Genomic DNA, 12303 nt, shown 5'->3' with positions numbered 1-12303 from the left:
GTCAGCCGAACTCCCTCGCGGGCGTCAGCGGTGACTCCGCACAACGTCGCGAGTCCGACCGGAACCGTGGCGTTCATCCACGCTGTGCGGCGGTTCTCAACGCGTTCGCGCTTCGGTGTCGAGGCCGACGGCGGCAGACTTTTCTCAGATTGTGCGAATGTATAGCACATGACGGACACCGGCACCCAGCGGGACGGACCAGTCCCGATTTCCGAGGAAGCCGTCCTCGAAGTGAGCGGCATGGACTCGGTCCCGGAGATGGGAATCGTCGAACAGTTGTGGGAGACGGACCCGATTCCGAAAGCGGGGCTTCGAGACAGCGTGTTCGATGCGGTCGAAACGCTCGACTTCGACGCGGTGCCGGACGGCGGCGAAGTCGCCGTCGGGGTGGGGAGTCGCGGTATCGCAAACCTCCCGACCATCGTTAGCGCCGTCGTCGACGCGCTCGACGACCGCGGGTACGAGCCGTTCGTGGTCCCGGCGATGGGGAGCCACGGGGGCGCGACCGCCGAGGGCCAACGCGAGATGCTCGAAGCGCTCGGCGTCACCGAAGCGCGCATCGGCTGTGAGATTCGAGCGACGATGGACACGGTCGTCATCGGGAAGACGCCCGTCCGAGACGTCGAGGTCCACGCGGACGCGAACGCGGCGGCCGCGGACGCGATAATCCCGGTCAACCGCGTGAAGCCCCACACGGACTTTCAGGGCGACGTGGAGTCTGGGCTCTCGAAGATGCTCGTCATCGGGATGGGCAAACAGCGCGGCGCGAAAGCGGCACACGACTGGGCCGCCGACTGGAGTTTCCGGGAGATGCTCCCCGAAATCGCGCGTCTACACGTCGAGAACCTCCCGATTGCCGGCGGCATCGCCATCGTCGAGGACGAACACGACGACACCGCGCTCATCGAGGGGGTGCCGCCGTCGGGGTTCTTGGACCGAGAGGCGGAATTCCTCGAACTCGCCTACGAGCGCCTCCCGACCATCCCGTTCGACGAGGCCGACGTGCTCGTGGTCGACCGGATGGGAAAGGACGTCTCCGGGGCGGGCATGGACACGAACGTCATCGGCCGAATCGTGTACGGGTTCGAACCGGACCCGCCGAAACCGGACATCACACGGATATTCGTTCGCGGGCTGACGCCGGCCTCCCACGGGAACGGTTCGGGACTCGGGTCGGCGGACTTCGTCCACGCGGACCTGTTCGAGGAACTGAACTGGGGCGACACGCTGGTCAACGTGCTCACCGCGAGCACACCGCGGGCCGCTCGGATTCCGCCGGCCGTCGAAACCGACCGGGCCGGTCTTATCGCCTCGCTGTCCACCGTCGGCGTGAGTGCCCTCGAAGCGCCGCGCGTCGTCCGCATTCGCGACACGATGCGCCTCGACCGCATCGCCGTGTCGGCACCGCTCGTCGAGGAGGCGCGCGAACGCGACGACCTGCGCGTCGTCGAAGCGCCCGCCCCCGTCGAGTTCGAAGACGGGCAGTTCGTCGACGACGTCCTCGAAGCGGGCGACCACTGACCGTGGATGCACGAGAAACACTGATAACGCTCGAACGAAACCGTGTGATATGGAGCCATCACTCATCCTACCGCCGGAGCGCGACGAACGGTGGGACCTCGCGAAACAGGTCGGCGTCGACACCGCCGTCGTCCACACGCTCGAAATCGGCGACGGGTCGCGACCGTGGCAGTACGACGAACTGCTCGCGTTGACTCGGGAGTTCCGTGACTACGGCCTCGACGTCGGGGTCATCGAGGGCTGCGTTCCGATATCCGACGACACTCGACTCGGGCGCGACGGTCGCGACGAGGAGATAGAGCGGTTCAAGCAGTACCTCAGAAACCTCGGTTCACTCGGCGTGCCGGTCGTCGCCTACGACTGGATGGCGGGCAAGCGCTGGGCGCGGACCTCCACGGCGCTCCCCGCCCGCGGCGGGTCGCTGACGACGGCGTACAGCAACGAGTTCATGGAAGACGCGCCCCAACAGGAACTCGCCCCCGTACGCGCAGACGAGTTGTGGGACGCTCTCGAACACTTCCTCAACGAGGTGGTCCCGGTCGCCGAGGAAGCGGGCGTGAAACTCGCCTTGCACCCCGACGACCCGCCGATAGAGAACCTCCGCGGGGTCGACCGAATCATCACGTCGCCGGAGCACTACGAGCGCGTGATGGGGATGTACGACAGCGAACACAACGGAATCACCTTCTGTCAGGGGAACTTCGCCGCGATGGGCGCGGACGTCCCGGAGACGATTCGGCGCTTCGGCGACCGAATCAACTTCGTGCATTTCCGCGACGTCGAGGGAACGAGCGAGCGGTTCGTCGAGACGTGGCACGACGAGGGGCCGACCGACATGCGCGCCTGCGTCCAAGCGTACCGCGACATCGGCTTCGAGGGGCCGGTCCGACCCGACCACGTCCCGACGATGGCCGGCGAGGAGAACTCGAACCCGGGGTACATGACGCTCGGGCGACTGTACGCGACGGGGTATCTGAAGGGGCTGCTAGAGGCGGTCGAGTAACGGCCGGACGTCCGCGCCGTGACCGCTCTGCTCTCGACCGATGTACCGACGCCAGAGGCGGCGGTTCGACACGGGCGAGTACGGCGGAATCCCGAGCGTCGACACGCCGAACCCAGTTCCTGTCCGGCTTCAGTCAGGCGATTCGGTTGTCGGGGTCCGCGCCGCCGATGAGGCTCTCTATTCCCTCGGCAATCATCCGGGGGCCGTTCGTCACGGCGTCGCGCGTCGACCCCGCGGTGTGCGGTGAGAGGACGACGTTGTCCATTTCGAGGAACGGGTGGTCCTCCGGGAGGGGCTCGGTCTCGAAGACGTCGAGCGCCGCCCCCGCAATCGACCCCGTTCGCAACGCGTCGACGAGCGCGGCTTCGTCCACGAGCCCCCCGCGGGCGGAGTTGACGAGTATCGCGGACTGGTTCATCCGAGCCAACTCGTCCCCGCCGAGCAGACCTTGCGTCTCCTCGGTCAGTCGCGCGTGAAGCGTCACGGCGTCCGCGCGTTCGAGCAGGCCGTCGAGCGTCGCGCGTTCGACGCCGGCGTCGTCGAACGTCGACTCGTCCTGATAGGGGTCGTACGCGAGGAGTTCGGGGCCGAACCCCGAGAGCCGCCGGGCGACCTGTTGACCGATGTTTCCGAACCCGACGATACCGATGGTCATCGCCTCGACGTCGCGGGGTAACCGGTCCGGGTCGAACTCTTGGCTCCACTCGCCGGCGTGGAGCGCGCTCGTGTGGTGCGGAATCTCGCGGACCTTCGCGAGCAAGAGGCTGACGGCGTAGTCGGAGACCGCGTTCTTGTTCCGTCCGGGCGCGTGGAGGACGGCGACGTCGTTCGTTTCGGCGGTCTCGATATCGACGTTCTCGACGCCTCCCCGTGCGGCCCCGACGACCTGCAGCGAGTCGCCCGCTTCGATTACCGACGCGGAGACCGGCGCTTTGTGAACGACGAGAGCGTCCACGCCGTCGAGGTGCTCCTCGATACTCGACGTGTCGTAAGCGGACGGCCCCCTCGACTCCATCTCCATCGTGACTTCTCGAAACCGTTCCGCGGAGACGTCGGCTTTCCAGTCGATACGGGAGAGCGACACGCCTTCGGATTCGAGGAACGACGCCGCCTCGTACATGTACTCGCTCGGCTGTTGCGGGTCTCCGCAGAGGAGCACGGTTTCAATCGTCATTCGTTTCGGTCTCCCGCTCAATCGACGTTAATTTTTCCCACGTGGCGGCGGTCCCCTCGGCGGCCAGTCGGTACGCGTCGTGGACCTCCCGGTACGCGTCAGTGTGCGCCGGCGTCGGGTCGTGCCGGCGTTCGACCCCGACGACGCGTTCGACGGCGGATTCGACGTCGTCGTACAGGCCGACGGCGAGACCGGCGCAGATGGCGACACCTCGGGCACCCGCCTCCTGACCCGTCGGGACGGCGACCCGTTCGCCGAGCACGTCGGCGAACATCTGGGACCACACGGCGCTCTTTGCGCCGCCCCCGCCGAGGCGAACGTCGGTGAGTCCGTCTTCGGACGCGAGCTCCAGCAATCGGTCGCTCAACGAGAGGGCGACGCCCTCGTATATCGACCGTACCATCGCGGCCCGGTCGTGTTCGATAGTCAGGCCGACGAACGCGCCGCGTTCGTCCGGGTCGTCGGTCGACCCCTGAAGGTTCGGGAGGAACACGAGCCCGTTCGAGCCGATTGGGACCTCCGCAACCGCCTCGTTCAGTCTGGCGTAGAACGCGGCGTCGGACGCCGCCTCGTCGTCCCAATCGCGACAGCACTCCCGAGTGAACCAGTCGACCGCGGCCGCGGCGGACCGTGTTCCGCGGTACTGGAGCCACGCGTCCCCGAGGTAGCGCCGACTCAGCCCCCCGCCGTCGGCTGTGTTCGGGTCGGCGGAGACGTAGATGCTCTGTCCCCACGTGCCGACGATGAGCGACCCCTGCCCCGGTCGGAACGCGCCCGACCCGAGCGCGACAGCGCCGACGTCGTGAAGGCCGGACGCGACGGGCGTCCCGGCTTCGAGCCCGGTCTCGCCGGCCGCCGCCGCCGTCACCTCGCCACAGACCGCCGTACTCGGGACGACGGGCGGCAGCGCGTCAGCGCAGTCGCCGAGTCCGAGCGTGTCGAACAGCTCCGACGAGTACGCCTCATCGTCGATGTCGTAGAAGACGCTCGCTTCCATCTCGTCCGTACAGACGACGTCCGTGAGCCGGTATTTGAGGTAGTCCTTGCAGAACAGGAGCCGGTCGATGGCGTCGTAGACCGCCGGTTCTTCCTGCCGAATCCACCCGAGGATGCTCAACGGGTCGGCGACGAACGGGTCGTACCCCGTAATCGCGCGAACCGCTTCCGAGCGGCCGCGTTCGTCCCACGCCTCGACGACGTCGCTCGCGCGGCTATCCAAGGACGTGATACCGTCTCTGACCGGCTGTCCGCGGTCGTCGAGGGCGTACAGTCCGTGTCCGTGGCCGGAGACGCCGACCCCGGCGATGGCATCCGCCTCGACGGTGGACTCGCCGAGGACCGCTCGAATCGTCTCACACGTCACGTCCCAGAACGCCGAGAGGTCGCGCTCGACGCGGCCGGCGCGGGGGCGCTCGTTCGGCGTCGGCCGAACCGCGACCGCCCGCTCTCTCCCGTCGGTATCGAACACCGCGGCTTTGACGTTCGTCAACCCCGCGTCGACTCCGAGGAGGAGTGGGTCGTCAGTCGTCGTCATCTGTCACACGTACAGGCTCTCACCGGCGCTCCCGGAGAGCGCGGCGACCTCCGTCATCACGTCGGCGATTCGGTCCTGAACGTCCCGGCAGACTCGGTGGGGCGTGAAGTCGCGTTTGTCCGGCGACCACTCCGCGTCGCCGAAGAACCCCTGTCGGTCGTCGTCGACGCCCTCGGGGGGGAGGATGCTCGACTCGTGGTCCCGATAGAACTCGCAGGCCGTCCTGGCGAACTCGTACTGATATCTGGTGTTCTTGTTCAGCTTACACACCCCGGTCGAGAGGAGCTCTCGGACCTGACTGTCGGACAGTCCGGACGACCCGTGAACGACGAGCGGCGTATCGAGACCGTGGTCCACCAGGGCCTGCCCCACGTCGCGTGCGATGTCCGGGCGGAGTTCGAGGTCGCGGCCCTTCGAAACGCCGTGTTCCGTCCCGATGGAGATTGCGAGGAGGTCGACCCCCGTCCTCTCGATGAACTCGACGGCCTGTTCGGGGTCGGTGTAGTACGCTTCGGTCGTCTCGACGCCGCCTTCGAGCCCTTTGATCATGCCGAGTTCGGCCTCGACGAGCATGTCCTGTTCGCGGTTTCGAACCATCTCGACCACCTCGCGGGTGCGCGAGACGTTCGCTTCGAACGGCTCGTGCGAGGCGTCGACCATCAGCGAGGAGGGGACCCCGGAGGCGACGCACGATTCGAGGAACGCGCGGTCGTCTGCGGGGACGTGGTCGACGTTGAGAAACACGCCGACGTCGGCGTCTTCGCCGAGCTTCTCGACGTGCGTCGCCAGGATATCTAACCCCGTGTCGGGGTCGCCGTTCCCGGCGAACGCGGCGGTGTCGCGTTTCACCTGAACGACGAGGTCCGAATCGGCACGCTCCGCGCCGCGGACGAGTCCGGTCAGGATGTTCGTCTCCGTGATGTTGCTCGCGACGAACCCGTACCCGCTCGTTCGCGCCCGGTCGTAGACCGTGGATAGCTCCGACCCACGTGAGTATGTCATTGATTGTCATTCACGGAGTGCTCTGAAATACGTGTCGGATACTTTCGAACGTCGCGGCGTCCACCGACTCGACCCGATTGGTGGCAGTCTGTTCGACGATGGTGAACGCGACGTCGATTGCTTCACTTCACCGCGTCGAACGGGACCCCGCGTCAGTCGGTCGATTCGGCCGGATTAGCAACCGACCGTTACGATACTATAGATGTAATACGAATCTCTCGACGCTGTGCGACGATAGCGAACGGAGAGCTGCGTGCCGGCGGTTTCTCGGATAGAGTTCGTAGAACGTGCGGGTCGAGAGGTCGATATCGAACCGATTCGACACCCGCTCGTCACGTTCGCGGGTCGGACCATCCGGTCATAGTGAACTGGACTCGGGAGATGGAGTGATTCGAAGCCGAGACCGCCACGGGACGGGTCGCTCGGTCGGGCGCTCTCGTACCGATCGGCGTTAGACAGTCGTGACCGTGTTTTCGAGGACGCCGATGTCGTCGATTTCGATGCCGACGTGGTCGCCGGGTTCGAGGGAGAATCCCTCGTCGGGGACGAGTGCCGTCCCGGTCAACAAGACCGCCATCTCGGGGACGACGTTGTGTCGAGTGAAGTACGAGACGAGTTCCTCGCACGACTTCACCATCTCCGACGTCGAGGTCGACTCTCCGTAGAGAACGGTCCCGTCGCGTTCGATGCGCATCGACATTTCGAGCCCGTGCGGGTCGCTCACCGACTCGGTGGACGCGACGCACGGTCCGATTGAACAACAGCGGTCGTATATCTTCGCTTGCGGCAGGTACAGCGGGTTCTCGCCCTCGATGGAACGACTGCTCACGTCGTTGCCGACAGTGTAGCCGACTATCTCACCCCGGTAGAGGACCACCGCGAGTTCGGGCTCTGGGACGTTCCACGTGGAGTCGCCCCGGACACCCACTGTCTCCCGTGGACCGACCGTCCTGCTCTCCGTCGCCTTGAAGAAGATTTCGGGACGGTCCCCCTCGTAAACGTCGAGGTAGACGTCCGGTGTCCCGCTTTCGGCCTTTCGCGCCTGCTCGCTGATGTGGTACGTGACGCCCGTGGCCCACACCTCGTCGGGAGCCACCGGACGCCCGATTCGCTCGTCGAGATAGTCGGAAGAGAGTCGCTCCGCGTCGTCGATGAGCCCCTCGGCGACGTCGTCGATAGTCTGCTCAGTGATGTTTGCCGCCCGAGCGAGATCGGAGAAGGTCTCTACGTTGGGGTTCGCACTGGTGAGATCGTAGACGTCGTCGCCGTCGGACGCAGCGAGTGCTGAACGCTCTGTCCCCGCAAGTGCGTGGTAGCGCATGAAAAGACGGAACGCCCACTACTACATAATTGTTACTGAGGGACGTGGTTTCCGCATCGCCGCGAGTGGACGAGGGGTTCGCTCACGATATGGATGGGCCGGAAATGACGGAAAGAAGAGACGGGTTGGTTGCGGCGGTGTCACAGTTAGTCACGCGACCGATGGCTGATAGTCTGATGTGCCGCCTCTTCCTCCCGTACAACACACCATGTGTTATCGTTGCACATGAACCTTTGGGCGGAACCCCCGTTTTCCGGTCAGTCGGACCGGACGGTATGCTCCAGCGTTCGAATACCCTCGATATCGACTTCGACGCGGTCGCCGTCGGAGAGCGGACCGATGCCTTCGGGGGTCCCGGTGGAGATCACGTCCCCCGGTTCGAGCGTCATGTACGTCGTAATCTCTGCGATCAGTTCTGGAATCGTGAAGATGAACTCGGCCCGCGAGGAGTCCTGTCTCGTCTCTCCGTTGACTCTGAGTTCGATGCTCGCGTCTGCCGGGACCTCGTCGGGGGTCGAGACGACGGGCCCGAGCGGTGCGCTGTTGTCGAACGCCTTGCCGCGAATCCAGTTCTGTTCGACCTCTTGGTCGTCTCGGTTCGAGATGTCGTTCAGACACGTGAACCCGGCGACCACGTCCATCGCGTCGCCCGGTTCGACGTTCCGGCACTGCTCGCCGATGACGACGCCCAGTTCGGCTTCGTAATCGACGCGCTCTTTCCCGGCGGGAAGGGTGACCGCGTCGCCGTGCGCTGCGAGCGCGTTCGGCGGCTTGAGGAACAGCAGCGGTCGCTCCGGGATGTCCATCCCCGTCTCCTCGGCGTGTTTCTCGTAGTTCAGACCGACGCATACGATTTTACTCGGCTCACACGGCGGGAGAATGTCGACCGCTGCCGGGTCGAACGTTCTGCCACCGAACGAGACTCCGTCGTCGGTCCATTCGCCGGTTCTGACACTCCCCGCCGGGTCGCGGAATCTCACGCGATGCATGTCTGAGGGAGACACGCGCTCCTGGCAAAACGGTTTCGCCGTCGACAACTCCGGCGTCGAAACATCGACTTTTCACCGCGATGGTCCCGACTCCGTTCGCGGGCGAGTGACGCGAGTCCCTAGCGATGACGAACGGATATCCGACAATCGTGAACAACAATTATTAACGATGAATGTTAACCAGTGTCTAGAATGGGAACGAACATGGCAAACACGATCGGGGCGTTGGGGACCTCGCTCGAAATCCTCGAAGCGCTGAAAGCGCGGGAATCAGCTGGCGTCACGGAGTTAGCCACCGAACTCGGCCTCCCGAAGAGTACGGTGTACAGTCACCTCCGAACGCTCCGAGAACACGAGTACGTCGTCCAGCGAGGCGGGAAGTACTGCATCGGCCTCAAGTTCCTCAGCTTGGGCGAACACACCCGAGACCGGATGCCGCTTTACGAGGTGGCGAAGCCCGAGGTGAACGGACTCGCCGAGCAGACCGGCGAGCTCGCGAACCTGCTCGTCGAAGAACACGGCGAAGGCGTCTACCTCTTCCGCTCGAAGGGCGAACGGGCGGTCTCGCTCGATACGCACGCCGGCATGCGCGTCAAGCTCCACTGTACGTCGCTCGGGAAGGCAATCCTCGCGTACCTCTCCGAGAAGCGAGTCGACGAGATCATCGAGCGCTGGGGCCTCCCGGCACAGACCGCGACGACCATCACCTCGCGCGAGGCGCTCGAAGAAGAGCTCGCGGCGGTTCGCGAACGCGGATACGCCTACGACAAGGGAGAACGCCTCTCGGGCCTCCGGTGTATCGCGGCACCCATCAAGAACCCGGACGGTCACGCCATCGGGGCCGTGAGCGTCTCCGGCCCGACGAGTCGGATGAAGGGAGAGCGGTTCGAATCGGTGGTCCCGGAGCAGGTCATGAGCGCCGCAAACGTCATCGAACTCAACCTGACGTACTCGTAGCGTTCTGCACGCCGAGAGGCGTGCCTTCCGGACATTCACGCGACCGACCTTCGTTTCCCCCCTCTTTCGGCCGCTGTCGCCGTCCCGTTCTGTCTCGAACTCGCGGCCGACCGACGCACTCCCCCGAGCAACTGCGCTGGGCGTCCGGTTGGCGGCGTCGACAACGAAAACACGGTGACTCAGCAGAGCCGTCACATAGAGGGGCCGACGCGGGTGATAGCGAACTCTGTCAGGCCGTGTCCCTCGGCGAGACACGCCTCGCCGTTTGCGACGGCGACCAGTCGCTCCAGTAAGTCGCCCGGCGCGTCGCGCCGCGCCGAGAGGTCGATATCGTTCGGGAGCGCCGCCGCGGTCCCCGGGTCGCCTGTCACCTTGACGACCGGGACGAGCGGGTGCCCGGAGAGGATTCCGTCGCCGGTGACGTGAACGACGACGTTCGCGCCCGCTGCGGCGAGCGCCGTCGTCGCCTCGGCGAACCGAGACGGTGCGTCGACGGCGGCGAGGCCCGCCGAGAGGGTCGCGCGCTCACCGTACGGGAGCACTTCGGAGACGGCGTTTCCCCCCCACGCTCGCGTGACGTCCTCGAACGGGCGGTCGCGGGCGAACCGGCCGACGCGAGTCGCGCGCGCCGGGTGGCCCTCGTGTCTGTCGAGGAGGGCGTCCATCGAATCCCGTGCCTCGTCAGTTGCGGCGTCGCGCGCCTCGTCCGGGTTGGCGACCAGACGCTCGTTACCGGCGGCGACCACGCGACCCCCGGCGTCGACGATCTCGTCGGCGACGTGGCCCACGAGCGGGTCGGCCGACTCTATCGTGGACGCGTCGAGGTCGCTCGAAACGACGCCGAGCGTCAGGTCGCTGAGGTCGGCGACCGTCTGTGACGTGCGCCGCGACCGGGCGAGTTCGGTCGCGGCGTCGACGCCTCGTTCGACGCACTCGTCGGTCCCGCCGACGCCCTGAATGGACAGTTCGCGGACGGCGACGCCGCGGGATTCGAGCGCGGTCGCCACCTCGGCGCTCTGGACTTCCTCACACCCGAGTCCGACCACGACCGTTCCGGCGACGTTCGGGTTCTGCGCTATCGACAGGAGCGTCCGGCGAGTCTGTTCGTTGTCGGCACCGAGCTGGGCGCAGCCGTGGTCGTGCGGGGTCGCCACGGCTCCGTCCACGCGCGCGGCGATTCGCTCGGCGACGATGTGCGAACAGATGACCGACGGGAGAACCAAGACGTTGTCGCGGACACCGACCGTTCCGTCCGCTCGCGGCGTCCCCTCGAACGTCCGACCGGAGATTCTCGGAGTGCTCATGCCGACTCACCTCTCCCGGCCGCCCGGTCACCGCGGCCGCGCGTACTCTCGCAGTTGTGGGTGTGGACCCACTCGCCGACCGCTATCGCCTGCGTCGCCGCTCCGATGACCTCGCCGTACTTCCGGATTTCGCCGCCCGAGTCCACCGGTTCGAGCGCGACCTTGTGCCCGAACGGAACGTCCTCCGCGAGGACGACAGTTCGGTCGTCGGTCTCGATTTCGGTGTCCGCGTCGAGGTCGTCGACCGTCGTTCCCACGTTGTCTGACGCGCTCAGTCGGAGGAGGGCGTCGTCCAAGACACGACCCTTCATCCGCTGACCTCCGCGGTCAGCTCTTCCGGCTGTATCTCGTTTATCGCGAACTCCTCCAGTCGGCGGTGTTCGGCCTCAGTGCGGCGGCCGTTCGCCACCTCGACGAGCGTCTCGAAGATGCGGGCACCGACCGAGTCTATCGACTCGCCGTCGAAGACCGTCCCCGCGTTCACGTCGATGTTGTTCGACATCCGGTCCCACGTCTTCGGGTTTCCGGTCACCTTGATGACGGGCGCGAGGGGGTTCCCGGTCGTGCTCCCCCGGCCGGTCGTGAACGCGACGACCTGCGCACCGCCGGCGACCTTTCCGACGACGCTCTCGACGTCGTACCCCGGCGTGTCCATGAGGACGAGTCCGCCGTTCGTCGGCAGTTCGTCGCCGTAGTCGACGATGCCGCGAATCGGCGACGTCCCGCCCTTGGAGATGGCTCCAAGGCTCTTTTCTTCGATAGTTGTCAGCCCGCCCTCCTGATTTCCGGGCGTCGGCTGTGCGCCGCGGAGGTCGACGCCCATCAACTCGGCCATCCCCTCGCGCGCCTCGACGCGTTCCAAGATACGCTCCCGCGTCTCTTCTGTGACGCATCGGTCGGCGAGGATGTGTTCCGCGCCGATGAACTCCGGCGTCTCGCTGAACGAGGCGGTCCCGCCCGCCTCGACGAGGCGGTCGCACGCGGCACCGACGGCGGGGTTGGCGGCGATTCCGCTCGTCGCGTCGCTCCCACCGCATTCGACCCCGAAGACGAGTTCGGAGACGTCGGCCTCTTCGCGCCTCGCGCGGTCCGCCTCCGCTTTCAGTCGGCCGAGGCGGTCCGCACCTTCCGACAGCGCGTTCGCGGTTCCGCCCGCCTCCCTGATGGTGAGCGTCTCCGTCGCCTTCCCCGCGGTTGCGATGTCGTCCGCAACCGCCTCGGCGTCGATGTCCTCCGTTCCGAGTTCGACGACGAGCGCGGCTCCGACGTTCGGGTTTCGGCCGGTTCCGACGAGGACGCGCTCGGTCTGTCGTCGCGCCGGGTCGGGCTGGCTCGTTCCGAGTTGGTGCGGCGTCGCCCGCGCCCACGCCCCCGCCTCGTCTGCGATGGCGGACGCGACCGAAGACGCCGCGACCGACGTCGGAACGACGGCGACGTGGTTTCGGACACCGACCCGGCCGTTCGACCGTCGGTATCCTTCGAACGTATGTCCCATGTT

Annotated in this window: 11 protein-coding genes; 3 read left to right on the top strand and 8 right to left on the bottom strand. The window is 66.2% G+C overall.

From position 1 onward, the window contains the following. The first annotated feature begins 168 nt into the window (after window positions 1–168). Both FY251_RS19390 and FY251_RS19385 read left to right on the top strand, forming a co-directional pair. Window positions 169–1521, top strand: a complete 1353-nt coding sequence (locus tag FY251_RS19390; protein WP_148416638.1) for a DUF362 domain-containing protein — start codon at window positions 169–171, stop codon at window positions 1519–1521. 49 nt (window positions 1522–1570) lie between these two features. Then, window positions 1571–2524 (top strand): mannonate dehydratase, encoded by a 954-nt coding sequence (locus FY251_RS19385; RefSeq protein WP_148416637.1) that lies wholly within the window; start codon window positions 1571–1573, stop codon window positions 2522–2524. A gap of 133 nt (window positions 2525–2657) precedes the next feature. Here the strand turns inward: FY251_RS19385 and FY251_RS19380 are convergent, their stop codons facing one another. The 5 genes from FY251_RS19380 to FY251_RS19360 form a co-directional block, all read right to left on the bottom strand. Continuing rightward, window positions 2658–3698 carry a 2-hydroxyacid dehydrogenase gene (locus FY251_RS19380; protein WP_148416636.1) on the bottom strand — a complete coding sequence of 347 codons (1041 nt, stop codon included), beginning with the start codon at window positions 3696–3698 and terminating at the stop codon, window positions 2658–2660. Next, complete coding sequence (locus FY251_RS19375) at window positions 3688–5232, bottom strand: FGGY-family carbohydrate kinase (protein ID WP_148416635.1); 1545 nt, start codon at window positions 5230–5232, stop codon at window positions 3688–3690. Before FY251_RS19375 ends, FY251_RS19380 begins: the two co-directional genes overlap by 11 nt. 3 nt (window positions 5233–5235) lie before the next feature. Continuing rightward, entirely contained in the window at window positions 5236–6234 is a 999-nt protein-coding gene (gene fba / locus FY251_RS19370; protein WP_148416634.1) for a class II fructose-bisphosphate aldolase, read from the bottom strand. A gap of 451 nt (window positions 6235–6685) precedes the next feature. Then, a complete protein-coding gene (locus FY251_RS19365; protein WP_148416633.1) occupies window positions 6686–7555 on the bottom strand; it encodes a fumarylacetoacetate hydrolase family protein in 870 nt (289 codons plus the stop codon). Window positions 7556–7812: 257 nt separating this feature from the next. Next, window positions 7813–8544: a fumarylacetoacetate hydrolase family protein gene (locus FY251_RS19360; RefSeq protein WP_148416632.1), complete on the bottom strand. Its 732-nt coding sequence runs from the start codon at window positions 8542–8544 to the stop codon at window positions 7813–7815. A gap of 192 nt (window positions 8545–8736) precedes the next feature. Here FY251_RS19360 and FY251_RS19355 point away from each other — a divergent pair, with 192 nt between their 5' ends. Continuing rightward, window positions 8737–9501, top strand: a complete 765-nt coding sequence (locus FY251_RS19355; protein ID WP_148416631.1) for an IclR family transcriptional regulator — start codon at window positions 8737–8739, stop codon at window positions 9499–9501. Window positions 9502–9692: 191 nt separating this feature from the next. Here the strand turns inward: FY251_RS19355 and FY251_RS19350 are convergent, their stop codons facing one another. The 3 genes from FY251_RS19350 to FY251_RS19340 are packed head-to-tail and all read right to left on the bottom strand — an operon-like array spanning window position 9693 to window position 12300. Then, a complete protein-coding gene (locus FY251_RS19350; RefSeq protein ID WP_148416630.1) occupies window positions 9693–10805 on the bottom strand; it encodes a UxaA family hydrolase in 1113 nt (370 codons plus the stop codon). Next, window positions 10802–11116 carry a UxaA family hydrolase gene (locus FY251_RS19345; protein ID WP_148416629.1) on the bottom strand — a complete coding sequence of 105 codons (315 nt, stop codon included), beginning with the start codon at window positions 11114–11116 and terminating at the stop codon, window positions 10802–10804. The genes FY251_RS19350 and FY251_RS19345 overlap by 4 nt, the downstream gene beginning before the upstream one ends. Next, entirely contained in the window at window positions 11113–12300 is a 1188-nt protein-coding gene (locus FY251_RS19340) for a UxaA family hydrolase (RefSeq protein WP_148416628.1), read from the bottom strand. The genes FY251_RS19345 and FY251_RS19340 overlap by 4 nt, the downstream gene beginning before the upstream one ends. Window positions 12301–12303: the final 3 nt, after the last annotated feature.

This window comes from Haloferax sp. KTX1 (assembly GCF_902410085.1).
Lineage (GTDB): Archaea > Halobacteriota > Halobacteria > Halobacteriales > Haloferacaceae > Haloferax > Haloferax massiliensis.
Note: the sequence above shows the minus strand (reverse complement) of the source record. Positions and strands in the feature narration are given on the sequence as shown.

Excerpts from the sequence above, each read along its gene's own strand:
- FY251_RS19390 (WP_148416638.1), top strand. The coding sequence starts at position 169 with ATGACGGACACCGGCACCCAGCGGGACGGACCAGTCCCGATTTCCGAG.
- FY251_RS19385 (WP_148416637.1), top strand. The coding sequence starts at position 1,571 with ATGGAGCCATCACTCATCCTACCGCCGGAGCGCGACGAACGGTGGGAC.
- FY251_RS19380 (WP_148416636.1), bottom strand. The coding sequence starts at position 3,698 with ATGACGATTGAAACCGTGCTCCTCTGCGGAGACCCGCAACAGCCGAGC.
- FY251_RS19375 (WP_148416635.1), bottom strand. The coding sequence starts at position 5,232 with ATGACGACGACTGACGACCCACTCCTCCTCGGAGTCGACGCGGGGTTG.
- fba (WP_148416634.1), bottom strand. The coding sequence starts at position 6,234 with ATGACATACTCACGTGGGTCGGAGCTATCCACGGTCTACGACCGGGCG.
- FY251_RS19365 (WP_148416633.1), bottom strand. The coding sequence starts at position 7,555 with ATGCGCTACCACGCACTTGCGGGGACAGAGCGTTCAGCACTCGCTGCG.
- FY251_RS19360 (WP_148416632.1), bottom strand. The coding sequence starts at position 8,544 with ATGCATCGCGTGAGATTCCGCGACCCGGCGGGGAGTGTCAGAACCGGC.
- FY251_RS19355 (WP_148416631.1), top strand. The coding sequence starts at position 8,737 with ATGGGAACGAACATGGCAAACACGATCGGGGCGTTGGGGACCTCGCTC.
- FY251_RS19350 (WP_148416630.1), bottom strand. The coding sequence starts at position 10,805 with ATGAGCACTCCGAGAATCTCCGGTCGGACGTTCGAGGGGACGCCGCGA.
- FY251_RS19345 (WP_148416629.1), bottom strand. The coding sequence starts at position 11,116 with ATGAAGGGTCGTGTCTTGGACGACGCCCTCCTCCGACTGAGCGCGTCA.
- FY251_RS19340 (WP_148416628.1), bottom strand. The coding sequence starts at position 12,300 with ATGGGACATACGTTCGAAGGATACCGACGGTCGAACGGCCGGGTCGGT.